The sequence below is a fragment of the Halanaerobium saccharolyticum genome (assembly GCF_003053565.1).
In the GTDB taxonomy this organism is placed as follows: domain Bacteria; phylum Bacillota; class Halanaerobiia; order Halanaerobiales; family Halanaerobiaceae; genus Halanaerobium; species Halanaerobium saccharolyticum_B.
Genome location: NZ_QAXS01000006.1, coordinates 62,299 through 79,180, shown reverse-complemented (window position 1 = coordinate 79,180; position 16,882 = coordinate 62,299). Strand labels below are relative to the sequence as shown.

13 protein-coding genes are annotated in these 16,882 nt (G+C 37.6%); 10 read left to right on the top strand and 3 right to left on the bottom strand.

Annotation, left to right across the window (positions count from 1 at the left end):
* Positions 1–3 precede the first annotated feature (3 nt).
* On the top strand, positions 4–1,710 hold the full coding sequence (locus C8C76_RS03960) for a glycoside hydrolase family 3 protein (RefSeq protein ID WP_108138858.1): 1,707 nt from the start codon (positions 4–6) through the stop codon (positions 1,708–1,710).
* Positions 1,711–1,964: 254 nt separating this feature from the next.
* Complete coding sequence (locus tag C8C76_RS03955) at positions 1,965–2,543, top strand: class I SAM-dependent methyltransferase (protein ID WP_108138856.1); 579 nt, start codon at positions 1,965–1,967, stop codon at positions 2,541–2,543.
* 108 nt (positions 2,544–2,651) lie between these two features.
* Here C8C76_RS03955 and C8C76_RS03950 read toward each other — a convergent pair whose 3' ends face one another.
* Together C8C76_RS03950 and C8C76_RS03945 are read right to left on the bottom strand one after the other, a co-directional pair.
* The gene (locus tag C8C76_RS03950) at positions 2,652–3,524 is read right to left on the bottom strand and encodes a DegV family protein (protein ID WP_108138855.1); all 873 of its coding nucleotides are present in this window, start codon (positions 3,522–3,524) and stop codon (positions 2,652–2,654) included.
* A 75-nt stretch (positions 3,525–3,599) separates the two neighbouring features.
* The gene (locus tag C8C76_RS03945) at positions 3,600–4,433 is read right to left on the bottom strand and encodes an AraC family transcriptional regulator (protein WP_108138853.1); all 834 of its coding nucleotides are present in this window, start codon (positions 4,431–4,433) and stop codon (positions 3,600–3,602) included.
* A 164-nt stretch (positions 4,434–4,597) separates the two neighbouring features.
* Here C8C76_RS03945 and C8C76_RS03940 point away from each other — a divergent pair, with 164 nt between their 5' ends.
* Genes C8C76_RS03940 through C8C76_RS03930 form a run of 3 tightly spaced genes read left to right on the top strand, consistent with a single transcriptional unit; the run spans position 4,598 to position 8,801 of the window.
* The gene (locus tag C8C76_RS03940) at positions 4,598–5,893 is read left to right on the top strand and encodes an alpha-glucosidase/alpha-galactosidase (RefSeq protein ID WP_108138851.1); all 1,296 of its coding nucleotides are present in this window, start codon (positions 4,598–4,600) and stop codon (positions 5,891–5,893) included.
* 21 nt (positions 5,894–5,914) lie between these two features.
* Positions 5,915–7,075 carry an MFS transporter gene (locus tag C8C76_RS03935; RefSeq protein WP_108138849.1) on the top strand — a complete coding sequence of 387 codons (1,161 nt, stop codon included), beginning with the start codon at positions 5,915–5,917 and terminating at the stop codon, positions 7,073–7,075.
* A 37-nt stretch (positions 7,076–7,112) separates the two neighbouring features.
* Positions 7,113–8,801: a glycoside hydrolase family 13 protein gene (locus C8C76_RS03930; protein WP_108138847.1), complete on the top strand. Its 1,689-nt coding sequence runs from the start codon at positions 7,113–7,115 to the stop codon at positions 8,799–8,801.
* A 56-nt stretch (positions 8,802–8,857) separates the two neighbouring features.
* Here the strand turns inward: C8C76_RS03930 and C8C76_RS03925 are convergent, their stop codons facing one another.
* Positions 8,858–9,577, bottom strand: coding sequence for a putative metalloprotease CJM1_0395 family protein (locus tag C8C76_RS03925; RefSeq protein ID WP_108138845.1), 720 nt, complete (start codon positions 9,575–9,577; stop codon positions 8,858–8,860).
* Between the two features lie 178 nt (positions 9,578–9,755).
* Between C8C76_RS03925 and C8C76_RS03920 the strand changes: the two genes are divergently transcribed.
* The 5 genes from C8C76_RS03920 (at position 9,756) to C8C76_RS03900 (ending at position 16,869) form a co-directional block, all read left to right on the top strand.
* Positions 9,756–10,904, top strand: a complete 1,149-nt coding sequence (locus C8C76_RS03920) for an ROK family transcriptional regulator (RefSeq protein ID WP_108138843.1) — start codon at positions 9,756–9,758, stop codon at positions 10,902–10,904.
* Between the two features lie 30 nt (positions 10,905–10,934).
* Positions 10,935–11,915 (top strand): UDP-glucose 4-epimerase GalE, encoded by a 981-nt coding sequence (gene galE, locus C8C76_RS03915; RefSeq protein WP_108138841.1) that lies wholly within the window; start codon positions 10,935–10,937, stop codon positions 11,913–11,915.
* A gap of 105 nt (positions 11,916–12,020) precedes the next feature.
* Complete coding sequence (locus C8C76_RS03910; protein WP_108138839.1) at positions 12,021–13,181, top strand: galactokinase; 1,161 nt, start codon at positions 12,021–12,023, stop codon at positions 13,179–13,181.
* Between the two features lie 21 nt (positions 13,182–13,202).
* Positions 13,203–15,257: a beta-galactosidase gene (locus C8C76_RS03905; protein WP_108138838.1), complete on the top strand. Its 2,055-nt coding sequence runs from the start codon at positions 13,203–13,205 to the stop codon at positions 15,255–15,257.
* A gap of 268 nt (positions 15,258–15,525) precedes the next feature.
* Positions 15,526–16,869, top strand: a complete 1,344-nt coding sequence (locus C8C76_RS03900; RefSeq protein ID WP_108138836.1) for an NlpC/P60 family protein — start codon at positions 15,526–15,528, stop codon at positions 16,867–16,869.
* Positions 16,870–16,882: the final 13 nt, after the last annotated feature.

Below are 16,882 nucleotides of genomic sequence, written 5' to 3'. Positions count from 1 at the left end.
ATTATGGTAGATTTAAAAGCAAAGCCTTTTTATTTAAATGATGAGGATATTAAATGGGTAAAGGATACAATTTCAGAAATGTCACTGGAAGAAAAGATTGGGCAGTTGTTTATTACCAGAATTCACGGGGATTTAGCTGATCCGGAAAATGCAGAAATTGTGAAGAAGTATCATGTTGGTGGAATCAGATATGCCAGCAAAGGTTCTAATCAAGTTTATAATTTTATTAAAGATATGCAGGCAGCCAGTAAAATTCCACTGCTGGCAGCAGCTAACTGTGATAATGGTGGAGACGGAGCCGCAACTGATGGGACTTTTATTGCCAGTGGGGCAATGACTGAAGCCTCAGAATCAGAGGAAGTAGCATATAATGCCGGTCTGGTCAGCGGTAGAGAAGAAGCAGCTCTGGGCGTTAACTGGAACTTTGATCCCTCAGTTGATATTTTATATAACTGGCGGAATACAATTGTCAACACCAGGGCCTATGGAAATACACCGGAAAAGGTAATTAAATACACCTCAGCCTATCTTGAGGGATTAAAAGACAGTGAAGTTGCCGAGATTGCCACCTGTGTTAAACATTTCCCGGGTGATGGAGTTGAAGAAAGAGATCAGCATCTAGTTTTAGGAATTAATGATTTTGGACCAGAGAAGTGGGATCAGACCTTTGGTAAAGTCTACAAACACCATATTGATAATGGCCTGATGAGCATTATGGCCGGCCATATTGCAATGCCGGAATATTCTAAAAAGCTGAACCCAGAATTAACGGAACAGGAAATTATGCCGGCAACCTTAGCACCTGAGTTATTGAATGATTTATTAAGAGATAAGTTAGGCTTTAATGGTCTGGTAGTTACAGATGCTTCCCATATGCTTGGAATGACAGCCGCCATGCCGAGAAAAGATTATGTTCCGGGAGCGATTGCTGCTGGCTGTGATATGTTCTTATTCTTCAATGATAAGGAAGAAGATTTTCAGTTTATGCTTGATGGTTACAAAAACGGCGTGATTACAGATCAGCGCTTAAATGAAGCCCTTGAAAGAATTTTAGGCCTTAAAGCAGCCATTAATCTGCACCAAAAAGCAGAATCAGATGAGTTAATGCCAGCAGAAGAAAAGCTGGATCTAATCGGACAGGATGAGCACCATCAGATGGCAGCCGATGCTGCAGATAAAGGAATTACTCTGGTTAAAGATAGTTTAGATCAACTGCCGATAACACCGGAAACTCATCCAAGAATCAAGTTATATTATCTTTACGGTGAACTGGGTGGAATTTATAATAGTGATACTTCTTCCAGGGACAGAGTAGTTGAAGAACTGGAAAAGGCAGGATTTGAAGTTGATCTAAATGAAGGTGAAGCTAGAGAAAAGGGTAAGATAATGGAATATCGGGATAAATATGATGCGGCCTTTGTCTTTGCTGATGTCAGAGGATATGCTCAGCAGAACAATTATCGGATTAAGTGGAAAGCCCCAATGGCAAATGAAGTGCCCTGGTATGCTGCTGAAATTCCAACTGTATTTGTATCTTTAAATTACACCAATCATTTTATTGATGTTCCAATGGTCAAAACATTTATCAATGCCCACGGAAATACCAGTGAAGTTATCAGACAGACCATCGAAAAAATAATGGGTAAATCTAAATTTAAAGGTTCTTATAACGAAAATGTCTGGTGTGATATCTGGGAAGCAAAAAGATAAATTGTTAGTTGTTGGCACCGGGCACTTGGGAATAATTTCCAAGTGCCCGGTACCAACATTAAGCTCCTTATTAAATTAATATAGATGAAGTAAAAGGCCTTACAATTTTTAAAGATGTAGGGTCTTTTACTTTTAAATATAATAATTTCAGTTATAATAATTTTAGAAAGATTTTAGAAATACTTAGGTTATTTTTAAATATATTAAATCATGTTTTTATAACTGAAATTATTTTAGAGAATAGGAGTGGTCGTATGTCAGGCAAGAGATTTCATCCATCGAAAAAGAAAAAGTTATTTGCAGAAAAGCGGCTTAAAAGTCTAAAACCAGCTGAACTTTTATCAGAGTTGAATTTAAATGAGGGTGATATTTTTATAGATGTTGGAGCAGGGAATGGATTTTTCTCACTGCCAGCAGCAGAAATAGTTGGTGAAAAGGGAAAAGTTTATTCTGTTGATGTAGAAATAGATATGCTTTTGGACTTAAAACATCGTGCCCAGCAGGCCGGTTTAACGGACAGAATAGAAATCTGTAAGAGTGAAGACAATGATGCCAACTTACACCAGGATGCAGATTTTATGCTTTTTGCCTATCTTTTTCATGAGGTGGAGGAAAAAGATAAGTTTCTTGATAATTATTTTAGTTTTTTAAAGAAAGGATCCAGAGTTGTTTTCATTGAATGGGATCCAGATCAGAGAGAAGAGGGCCCACCACTTCATCATCGGGTTAAAAGTGAGCAGTTAAAAGCAATGCTGGCAGAGAGAAATGTTAAAAACATTGAAGTAAGAGCTATAGATTATAATTCCTATTTAATCAGCGGGGTTAAAGTTTAGAGGATTTAATAGATAATTTGATTTTTTGAAAATGAATATTCATCAATTTATAAAAAAGTGCAGTCTTCCTATTTGCAGGGAGGAGCTGCACTTTCTCTTATTTAAAATTCACTCCAGAAAATCTCCACTCAAAACAATAACAGCATAAACTGTAGGACCAACATGACAGCCCAGGGTGGCACTGATTCGGCTGTCATAAATATTTAGATTTATATCTTTTTCAGCTTTAAGTTCTTTAATCAGTTTTATTTTAGTATCTTCCAGTTCTTCCTCGCGCTTGCCGTGAGCAAAGCCAAGCCAGACATTTCTATCATTTTCTACTTTTTCTCTAACCAGTTCTATTATTTTATCCTGAGCCCGGTGTTGACCCCTAACTTTGGCAATTGGTTTAACCTTTCCAGTCTCTGTGCTGATCGAGATTACCGGGTTAATGCTGAAGATTGAGCCCAAAAATGAACTGGCCTTACCGATGCGACCGCCTTTTTCCATGTAGGTCAGATCTTTGACTGTAAAATAGAGGTGCAGTTTATTTTTAGCCTGCTTTAAAGTTTCTATAATCTCATCTATTTTGAGATTTTTTTCAGCTGATTTTGCCGCCAGCACTGTCAGCATACCGAGTCCAAGGGAAATAGTAGCAGAATCAATTACAGTAACTTTATCATCCACCTCGCGAGCTGCCAGTTTTGCTGATTCAAAAGTACCACTTAAGGCAGCAGAAACATGGATTGAAAGCAGCTGATCATATTTTTTGAGCATTTCCTGATATTTTTCTATAAATAATGCAGGTGCCGGTCTTGATGTGTGGGGAAGTTCCTGTCTCTGTTTTAGTTTTTTGAAAAAACCATCCGGTTTAATGTCAACTCCATCCTGAAATTCATCTTCACCAAAATGAACTGAAAGAGGGATAACTTCAATCCCATATTTTTCGATAATTTCCTGATTTAAATCACAGGTGCTGTCAGTTACAATTCCAATACTCATTTTTTAAACTCCCTCCCTGGTTTATATATAAATTTAACTTAATTTTAAAAATATTCCTTTAATTAATTTTAGCATTTATCTACTACTTTGTCCATTCTTATAATGACTGGGAGACTTCCCCATAACTTTTTTGAAAATCTTAGAAAAGTTGAAAGGGTCTTCATAGCCGACACTTAAAGCTGCTGATCTAACTTTAAGATCATAGTTTTCTAAAAGCAAAGCAGCTTTTTCCATTCTGAATTCAATTAAATACTGCTGCGGAGATTTATCTAATAGCTCACTGAACAGCTGCCAGAGATAGGAGCGGTTTAAGTTTAGATAAGAAGCGACATCTGAGACTTTTAAATCAGGTCGCGAATAATTGCGGTCAATATAGTTAACTGCTTTTTTTAAGTATTCCTGTTTTAGATTTTGGTTGTTTTTTTGCTGTCGATTTGAATTTTCGATAAGCTCGGAAAAGAAAAGGTAGAGGAGACCCATTAGTTTAATTTCCTTTGATTTTTTTAAATTGCCTGTTTCAGTCATTTCATTAAAAATAGCGGAAGTTTTTTCCGAATTTTGAGTCCTAAAAAAGGGTTTAGCTTTTGTAATTCCAGCCTCTTTAAGATAATCTTCAGCTTTTAAGCCGGTAAAGCCAATCCAGGAGTACTGCCAGGGATTATTCTTGTCTGCCTGATAATAGGAAAGAAGATGGGGCCAGATTACAAAGCCCTCACCTCTTTTTAATTCGAATTTTTTGCCGTCTACTTCAAAAATTCCTTTTCCCCGGTGGATATAATGAATTAAAAAATAATCTCTAAGTGCCGGACCATAACTGTGACCCTGACTGCACTGCTGTGAGCCACAGATGTGAATTTCCATATCAGTTAAATGCAGCCTTTCAATATTTAAATCCTGTTCTTCAGCCATGATATCCCTCCTTTGAATTTTATAAAACAACATAATAACATGTTAATTTAACATTAGACCATTTATATAAACATAATACTATGGATATAATAAAAGTACAAATTAAAATAAATTTTAAAAGTGAGAAATTAAAGCTCACAATAATACTAAAAGGAGAGATTTTAATGGCTAAAATTACTTTCATGGGTGCAGGCAGTACTGTCTTTGCCAAAAATGTTCTGGGGGACTGTATTTTAACCCCGGCTTTAAGAGAATCAGAGTTTGCTCTATATGATATTGATGAGCAGCGCTTAAAAGATTCGGAAATGATGCTTAAAAATATCAACAGTAATCACGGCAGTTATGCTGAGATTAAGGCTTATACTGACCGTCGGGCTGCTCTCAAAGATGCAGATTATGTAATCAATGCAATTCAGGTTGGTGGTTATGAACCTTCAACAGTGATTGACTTTGAAATTCCCAAAAAATACGGACTGCGGCAGACAATTGGAGATACACTGGGTATTGGTGGAATTTTTAGAGCTCTAAGAACCATTCCGGTAATGCTGGATTTTGCCCGGGATATTGAAGAAGTTGCTCCTGATGCCTGGTTTTTAAATTACACCAATCCGATGTCAATTTTAACCGGGGCGATGCTTAGAGCAACCAATGTTAAAACAGTAGGTCTCTGCCACAGTGTACAGATCTGTCACGAGCAGCTGCTGGAGCCGCTTGGGATGAGCACCGAAAATCTGCAGTATAAGATTGCAGGAATCAATCATATGGCCTGGCTGTTGGAGATCAGTCGAGATGGTAAGGATCTATATCCGGAGATTAAGAAGAAAGCCTTTGAGAGAGAAACACCTCATGATGACATGGTTCGCTATGAATTGATGAAGCGTTTTGGTTATTATATAACTGAATCAAGTGAACATAATGCAGAATATCACCCTTATTTTATTAAATCTAAGTATCCGGAATTAATTGAAAAATATAATATTCCTTTAGATGAATACCCGCGCCGCTGTGAAAAACAGATTGCAGAATGGGAAGAGATGCGGGATGAGCTGGTTAAAAATGAAGAACTAGAACATGAGCGGACTCACGAATATGCTTCTTATATCATGGAGGCCCTGGAAACCGGCAGACCTTATAAAATTGGAGGTAATGTTTTAAATACCGGTCTGATTGAAAATTTACCAGCAAAAGCGGTAGTTGAGGTTCCCTGCCTGGTTGACCGCAGCGGCATTAGCCCCTGTCATGTAGGAGAATTACCCGAGCAGCTGGCAGCACTCAACAGAACAAATATAAATGTTCATTTAATGACAATCAAGGCTGCTTTAGAGAAGAAGAAAGAATATATTTACCAGGCTGCAATGTTCGATCCCCACACTGGCTCAGAATTAACCATTGACGAGATAGTTAATTTATGCGATGATTTAATAGAGGCTCATGGAGACTGGCTGCCCGAATACAAATAAAAATAAGGTGGGATTTACAGAATGCTTAAAAACAAAAAGAAGATAATTATACTTGCTTTTACCATAATGTTTATGAACGGAGTTGTTAATAATATCAGAGGTCAGGTTGGGCCATATATTATGGATGATTTTGGTCTCAATTACAGCCGACTTGGATTTTTGCTTTCCTTTATTTCAATTGGCTCAATGCTGGTCTTTTTTGGCAGTGGTAAGCTGATTGAAAAATTCGGTCTGATTAAAATATTGTTTTATGGTGTTATTTATAATTCACTTGCCCTGGGAGCGGTTTATGCATCAGTAAATTATTATACTCTTCTAGCTTCCTTCTTTTTTCTGGGAACCGGAATAACTCTATTAAATATTGTGGCTGTAAATCTTACCTCAATTTCTTATAGTGAAAAAAGAGGAAAGATGATCAACCTGCTCCACCTTTTTTATGGAGCCGGGGGGATTATTGCCCCATATTTTGTGACCTCAGTTTTAAAACTGGGTTTTAGCTGGAATTATTCATTCTTATTCTCAATTATTTTACTGATAATCATCTTTTTTGAATTTAACGCAGCCTCTCTGCCGGATATCGAAAGCAGCGGCAAAAAGATAATGAAAACAACTTCAGAACTGCTTAAGGATAAAAAGGTAATTTTATTTTCTCTAATTGTATTTTTTCAGGTGGGAGTAGAATTTTCTATAGTGACCTGGCTGGCCCCATTTTTAAGAGATGCTCAGTCAAGAACTGATCTTACAGTTAGTTTTTATTTATCGCTCTTTTTTATCTGCTTTACTGCTGGTAGATTTCTGGCCAGCATTATTGTTGAAAAAATTGGTTATTATAATTTCCTGATTTTTACCGGAGCAGCGGCGGCCTCCCTGATTTCGATTGCCTTAATCGGCGGCTATAACTTTACAATTTTAATTCCGATTTCTGGTCTCTTTTTAGCAGGTCAGGTACCAACCCTGCAGGCTGCGATTTTAGACAGTTTTGAGAGCAGTGGGATTAAAGTAGTTGGTTTTGCTCAGACTGCCGGGATGATTGGTTTGACAGTACTTTCCAACTGGGTCGTTGGCTTTATCAATGATTTTATTGCGATTGAAGCGGGATTTGTCTTCCTGGTAATTATCCTGGGAGCAGCAATTTTAATTACCTATTATTTAAAAATGATTACTCAAAATGTTGAAGCATAAATTATAAAAAGATCTAAATAGACAAAGGATGGTTTTAATGACAGAAAAATGGTGGCATGATTCAGTAATTTATCAGATTTACCCTAAAAGTTTTAATGACAGCAATAATGATGGAATTGGTGATTTGCGGGGGATTATAGAAAAGCTTGATTATTTAAATCGACTGGGAATAGATTTAATCTGGCTCAGCCCGGTTTTTTCTTCCCCGATGAAGGATAACGGCTATGATATTGATGATTATTATGCAATTGCTGAGCAGTTCGGCTCAATGGAGGATATGGAAGAATTGATAGCTGAGGCTGATAAAAGAGGAATTGGAATTATGATGGATTTAGTAATCAATCACAGTTCTGACCAGCACCGGTGGTTTAAAGAATCCAGAAAATCGAAGGATAATCCAAAAAGAGATTATTATATCTGGAAGGAGCCAAAGGCTGATGGCAGCCCACCGACAAACTGGCGCTCAATTTTTGGCGGCTCAGCCTGGACCTATGATCAGCAGACCGAGCAGTATTATCTTCACACCTTTGCCGAGGAGCAGCCAGATTTAAATTGGGAAAATAAGGAACTGCGGCAGGAATTATATCAGCTGGTAAACTGGTGGCTGGATAAGGGTCTGGCCGGTTTTCGAGTTGATGCCATCAGCTACATAAAAAAGAGTGGATTTAAGGATCAGGAGGTTAATGGTCCTGACGGTCTGAGCAGTATTTTTGAAGCCTCTGCCAATCAGCCTGGAATTTTGAATTTATTAGATGAATTAAAGGCAGAGACTTTTTCCAACTATCAGATTGTGACTGTAGCAGAATTATATGCAGAAGATAATAAGAGGATGCAGGAATTTGCCGGTGATGCTGGACCTTTTGATCTGGTCTTTGATTTCCGCCATGTCGATCTGGATTTAAGTGAGGGCAGTGAGTGGTTTAAGGCTCGAGACTGGGATCTAATTGAGCTAAAAGAGCGGTTAAATGAGATTCAAAAAACTTATGCCGGAAAGAGAAGGGCAACTTTATTCTGGGAAAATCACGATCAGCCCCGCTCTTTAAATAAATATTTAAATGAAACTGAAATTAATGAGCGTTCAATTAAAATGCTGGCAGCTGTTTTTATGCTGCAGCGGGGAATACCCTTTATCTATCAGGGGCAGGAAATAGGGATGAGCAATGTTAAATTTAAAAATATAGATGATTATCAGGATCTGGCAACCCACGGTTTATATCAGGAAGCCTTAAAGGCCGGATATGACAAAGAAGAAGTGATGGAGGTTGTCTGGAGGAGGAGCAGGGACAACAGTCGGACCCCAATGCAGTGGTCTGATGCTGAAAATGCTGGCTTTTCTGAAGCTGAGCCCTGGTTAAAGCTGAATCCAAATTATCAGCAAATTAATGTTGAAGAAAATCTAAAAGATGATAATTCCGTATTTTACTTTTATAAAGAGTTGATCAAGCTCAGAAAAAACAGCCCCTATCAGGAAATAATTGTAGATGGTAAATATCAGCCGCTTTTAAAATCAGATCCAAATCTGATTGCTTATCTCAGAGAAAAAGAAGGAGAGAGGCTGCTTTTAGCTGCCAACTTTAAAAATAAAGAGGTTGAGATCAATTTAGACTATCAGGTTGAAGAAATTATTTTAAGTAATTACCCTGAATTCGATTACCGAGCTTTAAAAGCTAAAATGCTCGATTATCAATTAAGCCCCTTTGAAACAATTCTACTTAAAGTTAAATAATTTAAAAAAGACTGCTGAATATTTTAGTTCAGCAGTCTTTGCAATTTCTATTTAGTTTAAGCGGCAAAACCCTGCTTAACTTTTACTTCACGCGCAGAGTTTTGATAAGAACTTTCTCTTTTATTAAGCAAATATTTATTTTCAAATTTTGAATCATCGTTTTTCTTTATTTCAGACGAATCTTCAGCTTCTTTATCCTCACCACTGAATTCTTTTTGATTTAATTCAGCCTGGGCTTCCATTTTCATCCGTGTAGCCTTGGCTGCAATCTGCATGTCAGCTCCAGAAGGTTGAGCGGGTGCCATAGCAGCTCTTTTAATCTGGTCTGCTTTTTTAACTGTTTCTTCCGGTGTTTTTGCCGGAGAGGTTTCAATATCTACCGATCCGCCAACTGCATAGCGTTTATTGTCGGGACCGGTTGTGTAACTGTAAGAGGCTGAGCCAGCATACTGGCCACCAGCAGACTGATGAGCCATCTCATGGGCCCGAACTTCACGATCTCTGCGTTTTAATTTTTCTATTTCTCTCTGTTCTGCTTCACTGAATTCATTTCCAGAGCTATTTTCATTTTTATTCTCATAATTTTTATTCTGCCCCTCGGCAGAACTCGAGGAATTATCCACAGCATTATCAAAGCTATTATTCTGATCACTTTTATCTACAGAAGTATTGATTCCTAAGTCAATATCCTTTGACTGAGAATTGCTGTTATTAATATTGGATTTAACAGCCCAGCCTGGAACCGGCTGAGAGTTAAGTGATGACATGGCTAACATTTGGCTCACCCCATTTATCTCTTTTACTTATTATACTATAATTACAATTTTCAAGCAACTAAATCAGCCGGATTTATTAAGATAAAAAAATGAGAACTTCTACTTTACATAATCTTAAAATAATGCTATAATAAACTTAGTTAATTTAATAAATTAACAAAGAAACGGGAGTGAGCAAATGGAAAAAGGCAGTTTTAAAAATATGAAAAAACAGAATCAAAAAAACATACTTACTTTAATCAAAAATGAGGATGGTATTTCCAGGGCTCAGATAGCAGAAAAGCTGGATGTCTCCCGGGCTACAGTAACCAATATTGTTAGGGAACTGGTTAAACTTGAACTGGTTGAAGAGTCAAAAATGGGTGAATCCCGCGGGGGCAGAAGGCCGATGCTGCTCAAACTGAATCCAGAAGGAGCCTATGTAATCGGGATTGAGTGGGGAATTGAGGCGATTAAAGCTGTATTATTAGACTTTGAAGCAGAAATAATTGCTAAAGATCAGATTGAGCCTCAGGATTACACATTAGAGGAATATAAAAAGCAGACTTTTTTTCTGATTGATAAATATCAAAATGAGCTGCAGAAGAGCAGCAAGATAATTGGGATAGGTCTCGGCATCCACGGGCTGGTAGATCCCGAAGCTGGGAAGTCGATATTCACACCGCATTTTGAATGGGGTGAGCTTGATATCAAAAGTATTTTAGCAGAAAAATATGATTACCCAATTTTTATTGATAATGATGTCCGGATGATGGCTGCCGGAGAAATCTGGCAGGGAAGAGATGACTTTGTCTTTATTAATACCGGCTCAGGTATCGGTGCGGCCCTTGTTTTTAAAGGTGAACTGCACTATGGAAATAACTACGCAGCCGGTGAATTTGGGCACATGAAAATCACTGATGATGGTACCCGCTGTCACTGCGGCAAAAGAGGCTGTCTGGAGGCCCTTTCATCCAAGGAGAGCATTATTTCTCGCTACCAGAAACTTAAAGATTTAAGTCAGGAGATCAGTTTTAAGCAAATAATGAATAATTATCAAAAAGGTGAGAGTGAAGCTCTAATTGTAATTAATGATGCTCTAAAATATTTTGGCCGGGCAATTTCTGACCTGGTAAATATTTTAAATCCAGAAGCAGTAATAATTGGTGGTCTTTTCGCTGACTATCAGGAATTACTAATTGATCCCTTATATCAGATTGTAGCAGAAGAATCCTTGAGCCAGGCAGTAAAGGATTTAAAAATAATCACAGCCTATTATCAGGATTTTGCCGGAGCTGCAGGAGCAGCAGAAAAAGTTTTAAATAATTTTTTTGAATTAAAACTCTAAGTTTATTCTAAAATTTAAGGAGGACGAATAATGAATATTTTAGTAACAGGTGGAGCAGGTTATATCGGCAGTCATGTTTTAAAAGCACTCTTAAAAGAAGGACACGAAGTAGTAACCTTTGATAATTTACAGAAAGGACACCGGGAGGCAGTAACCGGCGGTAAATTTATAGAAGGAGATCTATCAGATCAGAAACTTTTAGAACAGGTGATGCAGGAAAATAAGATTGAAGGAGTAATCCATCTGGCGGCAGACAGCCTGGTTGGGGAGTCAATGGAAAACCCGGCCAAGTATTATCGCAATAATTTTGCCAATGGAATTAATCTTTTAGAAGCGATGGTCAAAAATGATGTAAATAATATTGTTTTTTCTTCGACTGCTGCAGTTTATGGTGAGCCTGATCAGATACCGATTAAGGAAGATAATCAGACTGAGCCCACAAATACCTATGGTGAAAGCAAGCTCTTTTTCGAAAAAGCCTTAAAGCGTTATGATGATATTCACGGAATCAATTTTGTTTCTCTCCGCTATTTTAATGCAGCCGGAGCCGATCCTGAAGGTGAAATTGGAGAGGCTCATGATCCGGAAACTCACTTAATTCCGATTGTACTGCAGACAGCGTTAGGAATTAGAGATAAAATCTATATCTTTGGAGATGACTATCCAACCCGAGATGGCAGCTGTATTAGAGATTATATCCATGTTAATGACCTGGCAGCAGCCCATGTGCTGGCAGTAGAGGCGCTGGCTGATGGTAAAGATAGTTCAATCTATAATCTGGGTAATGGAGAAGGATATTCTGTTAAAGAAGTTATTGATACAGTAAAGGAAGTGACCGGACGTGATTTTGAAGTTGAGATTTCCGATCGAAGAGCTGGAGATCCGGCAGTTTTAATTGCTAGTTCTGATAAAATTCAAAAAGAATTGAACTGGCAGCCGGAGTATCCGGAATTAGAAAAAATAATTTCTACCGCCTGGCAGTGGCATAAATCAGGTGACTTTGAAGAATAATTGGAGATCTAAATAGAGCAGCGGACTTCTAATCCGTAGGCTTATTAAAAGAATAATTTAAAAGCAAAAAATAAACTATAACAAAATTTAAAAAGAGGTGGAAAAATGAATAAACAGGAGTTGTGGGATAAGTTTGGAAAGACCTTTAGAGATTATGATTTAGAAAGTGGAGCCTATAAGGCCCCGGGAAGAGTTAATTTAATTGGTGAGCACACAGACTACAATGATGGTTTTGTAATGCCGATGGCAATTGAAAAAGAGATTACAATGCTGGCCCAGCTGCGTCCGGATAAAAAAATCAAATTTTATTCACTTGATTATGACCAGCTGGTGGAGTATGACCTGGAAAACCTAGAATATGATGAAGAAAATGTCTGGGCCAACTACCTGCTCGGAGTTATCGATGAAATTCAAAAGCTGGGAGAAAGTCTGCAGGGCTTTAACCTGATGTTTACCGGTAATGTGCCCCAGGGTTCAGGTTTGAGTTCATCGGCAGCACTAGAGGTAGTTACCGCACTGGCAGTTACCGATCTGCATAAAATTAAAATTGATGGAGTAGAGATGGCCTTACTTGCTCAGCGGGCAGAAAATAATTTTGTCGGAGTTCAGTGTGGAATTATGGATCAGTATATTTCCCGTTTGGGCCAAAAAGATCATGCACTTTTAATTGACTGCCGCACAAATGATTATGAACTGGTACCATTTAAAAATGAAAATTACCAGATAGTAATCTGCAACTCTAAAGTAGAAAGAGGGCTTGTTGATTCTGAGTATAATCAGCGTCGCAGTGAATGCAATCAGGCAGTAGAATTCTTTGCCGAAAAAGAAGATGGAAATATAACAGCCTTAAGAGATGTTGAGCTAGAAACTGTAATCAAATATAAAGATCAGCTGGCTGAAAATGTCTATAAAAGAGCACACCATGTGGTCAGCGAAAACGAAAGAGTTCTGGCCAGCAAAAAAGCTCTAGCAGCTGATGATATGCAGAAATTTGGTGACTTAATGTATGCTTCTCATAAGAGCTTAAGTGAAGATTATGAGGTCAGCTGTAAGGAATTAGATATTTTAGTTAACTTAGCTGCTGAAGAAGGAGTAGAAGGAGCGCGAATGACCGGAGCTGGTTTTGGAGGCTGTACAGTTAATTTAGTCAAAAAAGCTAAGGTAGATGATTTTGTAAAGAATATTAAGGAGAAATATAAAGCAGAAACAGGTATTGAGGCTGAAGTTTATGTCAGCAATCCTGGTGATGGAGCGAGAAAGTTATAAATTAGATAAAGGAAGTTAGATATGCAAAAATACGATTTATTTAATGGAAAAGTGGATAGTTTACTCCACGGTGCAGACTATAATCCTGATCAGTGGCTGCACCGGCCGGATATTTTAAAAAAAGATATTGTATTGATGAAAAAAGCAAATACTAATGTGATGAGTGTAGGAATTTTTTCCTGGGCAGCCTTAGAACCTGAGGAAGGAAAATACAACTTTGAATGGCTGGATCAAATAATTGATAAACTATATGAAAACGGAATCAATGTTATTTTAGCAACCCCAAGTGGAGCCAGACCTGACTGGCTGGCAGCCAAATATCCGGAGGTTTTGAGAGTAAATGCTGATCGCAGCAAGAATTTGTTTGGAGAAAGGCACAATCACTGCTATACTTCACCTGTTTACAGAGAAAAAATTGCTGAGTTAAATAAAAAACTGGCCCAAAGATATGGTAAGCACCCGGGAGTAATTATGTGGCATGTTTCAAATGAATATGGTGGTGAATGTCACTGTGATCTCTGTCAGGCTGATTTTCGCAGCTGGCTTAAAGATAAATATGGTGACCTGGAGTCTTTAAATCAGGCCTGGTGGTCAAATTTCTGGAGCCATACTTATACAGAGTGGAAAAATATTGAATCACCAGCACCACAGGGAATGCAGTCCAATCACGGTCTGGCTCTGGACTGGAAAAGATTTGTAACCAAGCAGACTATTGATTTTTATAAAAATGAGGTTGAATCCTTAAGAGAAATAACACCTGAAATTCCGATCACTACAAATTTCATGTACAGATATGAGGGTCTTAATTATAATAAATTTGCTGAGGAAGTTGATGTTATTTCCTGGGATTCCTATCCAAGCTGGCACAGTGATCACGAAAGTGACAGCCACAGAGCTGCGGATGTGGCTTTTATGCATGACTATTTTAGATCTCTCAAAAACGGAAAGCCATTTTTATTAATGGAGAGTACTCCCAGTAAAACTAACTGGCAGCCTGTTGCCAAACTCAAAAGACCGGGAATGCATAAACTTTCTTCACTGCAGGCAGTAGCCCACGGCTCAGATTCAGTGCAGTATTTTCAGTGGCGTAAAAGCAGAGGTGGTTTTGAAAAATTCCACGGAGCTGTGGTCGACCATGTCGGTCATTCCAAGACCAGAGTTTTTAGGGATGTTCAGGATCTGGGAGCAGATTTAAAGAAATTAGATCAGATTAGAGGAACTTCGGTTGAGGCAGAAGTTGCAGTGATCTTTGACACGGAAAACCGCTGGGCGATTAATGAAGCCTCAGGTCCCAGGCAGGATAAGAAAAATTATGTTGAGGCCTGTGTAAAACACTATCAGCCATTCTGGAAAAAAGGAATTTCCGTTGATGTAATTGACCAGACAAAAGATTTTTCAAAATACAAATTAATTGTTGCTCCAATGTTATATATGCTGAAAGAAGGAACCGCTGAGCGTTTAAAAGAATTTGTTAAAAACGGGGGCAGAGTTGTCAGTACTTACTGGTCCGGAATTGTTAACGAAACTGATCTCTGTTTTGAAGGTGGATTTCCCGGTCAGCTAAAAGAATTATTTGGAATCTGGTCAGAAGAGCTGGATGTTCTCTATGACGGTGACAGTAATGAAGTTCAATTTAAAAAAGAAAATCAGCTGAATTTAGAAGGAAAATATCAGGCTGAGATTTTCTGTGATTTAATTCATCCGCAGGGAGCAGAGATACTGGCTGAATATAAGAGTGACTTCTATGCCGGCAGAGCTGCTTTGACCGTAAATAATTATGGCCGGGGAAAAGCATACTATGTTGCCTCCAGAAATGAAGAAGAATTTGTGGATGAATTTTATTATAAATTAATTGATGATCTTGAACTGAATAGGGTCTTAAATATTGAACTTCCTTCAGGAGTAACAGCTCAAAAAAGAAGTGATGGTCAAAATAGCTATATTTTTCTAATGAATTTTAGTGATCAAAAACATAAGCTTGATTTAAAGGATAATTATCAAAGTCTGATTAGTGGTAAAAAGTTAAGTGAGATAGGTTTAGCAGCTTATGGTGTGGATATTTTAATTAAAGCATAATAGTTAAGTAATAAATAATCATTTTAACAATTAAATAATATCTGGATTTAATTCCTAAAAGGGGCAGCAGTTTAAACTGTCCTTTTTAGGATTTTTCTATTTAATAGATAAAAATTGGCTAAAACAATTGTTATTTAATTTGTTATTAGATATAATTATTAAAACTTCTCTCTGTTATTCAGCAGCAGAGAGAAAATTTTTGGAATGAAATATCAGAATAGTGATTATCTTTAAACATCAGAAAATAATTTTAAAGGAGTTTTTATCTGTGAAAATTAATTTAGCCCCCAGTGTCAAAAAAGAAATGTTAAAAGCTGAATTCTGGCTTAATGATTCAGCAGCTGAGAGCATTTTAAACTATCAAGAAGTTGAAGAGATTAATAATAAAACTGCTCTTAAAGCCGAGGAAAATAATTTTACTGATTATTATTTTAATCTGGAATCTGTCCCAGAGAGTTATCAAAAATCTGAGCTGAAAGAAATGATTAGAAATACTTTCAGTAGAAAAATTGATCCTAAAAGAGATTATTTTAATTTAAGAGGAGAGCTGCTGGCTCAAAAAACAAAAGAAAAGATTATAGCTAACTGTAATCTTAATTCAGTTAAAGAGGGCAATCAGGTTGAGAGCGGAATTTTGATCAGGAGATCAGCTGTTAGAGCCCTGCCGACAGAAGAAGTTTTTGCCTCTGAAAAATTCAGCGGTGATCAGGATCTGCTGCAGCTGACAGCTCTTTCGCCTGGTACTCCCCTGCTGATTTTATATGAAAGCAGTGACCGAAAATATTTTTATATCAAAGCAAAATTGATGACCGGCTGGGTTAAAAAAGAAAATATTGCCCTAACTGAGGATCTAAAAACTGCCAGAGATTATTTAAATACTGATCAGTTTTTAGTAGTCAGAGAAAGCTATCTTGAAACTGAGCCAAATCCCTTTGCCCCGGAGACAGCCAATCTATTTTTTCAGATGGGGGATAAAATACCGCTGGTTAAGGATTCAGGCATAAGCGAAATTCCAGCCGCCCACCCCCATGCTCAGTCTAATTTAAATAACTATTTAGTCTGGCTGCCGACAAAGGATGACAGAGGTTATTTAGAACTAAAACAGGGAATAGTGGCCTCAGCCAGAGATCTCAACCTGGGATTTCTTAAATTTAATCAGCAAAATATTATCAAACAGGCTTTTAAAATGCTGGGAGAAAGATATGACTGGGGTGGTGCAGTTAAAAGAAGAGACTGTTCCCGCTTTATTATGGATATCTTCAGAACTTTTGGTTTTGAGTTTCCCCGCAATGCTGATCTACAGGAAAAATTGATCCCGTTTGCAAAGCAAATCTTTAGGGGAGATTTAAAAGCAAGAAAAATTATTTTAGAAAAATTAAAGCCGGGTGACATTTTACATATGCCGGGCCATATTATGCTTTATCTGGGAGAGTCAGCAGGGAAGAATTATTTGATTCATGCAGCTTCCGGTTATGGGGAGCTCGATCAAAGAGGAAAACTGCAGGCAAAGTCAATCAGGAGTGTTTTTATAATGGATCTAGAACAATTTTTAAAAAGTGAACAGCTCAGTTATTTAGAAAAATTTTCTACGGCTACAAAAATCACCAGCTAAAAAAGGAGAGATT

Bases quoted from the DNA above. Each gene is read 5' to 3' on its own strand.
- C8C76_RS03905 (WP_108138838.1), top strand. From the start codon at position 13,203: ATGCAAAAATACGATTTATTTAATGGAAAAGTGGATAGTTTACTCCAC.
- C8C76_RS03940 (WP_108138851.1), top strand. From the start codon at position 4,598: ATGGCTAAAATTACTTTCATGGGTGCAGGCAGTACTGTCTTTGCCAAA.
- C8C76_RS03930 (WP_108138847.1), top strand. From the start codon at position 7,113: ATGACAGAAAAATGGTGGCATGATTCAGTAATTTATCAGATTTACCCT.
- C8C76_RS03955 (WP_108138856.1), top strand. From the start codon at position 1,965: ATGTCAGGCAAGAGATTTCATCCATCGAAAAAGAAAAAGTTATTTGCA.
- C8C76_RS03960 (WP_108138858.1), top strand. From the start codon at position 4: ATGGTAGATTTAAAAGCAAAGCCTTTTTATTTAAATGATGAGGATATT.
- galE (WP_108138841.1), top strand. From the start codon at position 10,935: ATGAATATTTTAGTAACAGGTGGAGCAGGTTATATCGGCAGTCATGTT.
- C8C76_RS03920 (WP_108138843.1), top strand. From the start codon at position 9,756: ATGGAAAAAGGCAGTTTTAAAAATATGAAAAAACAGAATCAAAAAAAC.
- C8C76_RS03950 (WP_108138855.1), bottom strand. From the start codon at position 3,524: ATGAGTATTGGAATTGTAACTGACAGCACCTGTGATTTAAATCAGGAA.
- C8C76_RS03945 (WP_108138853.1), bottom strand. From the start codon at position 4,433: ATGGCTGAAGAACAGGATTTAAATATTGAAAGGCTGCATTTAACTGAT.
- C8C76_RS03935 (WP_108138849.1), top strand. From the start codon at position 5,915: ATGCTTAAAAACAAAAAGAAGATAATTATACTTGCTTTTACCATAATG.
- C8C76_RS03910 (WP_108138839.1), top strand. From the start codon at position 12,021: ATGAATAAACAGGAGTTGTGGGATAAGTTTGGAAAGACCTTTAGAGAT.
- C8C76_RS03925 (WP_108138845.1), bottom strand. From the start codon at position 9,577: ATGTTAGCCATGTCATCACTTAACTCTCAGCCGGTTCCAGGCTGGGCT.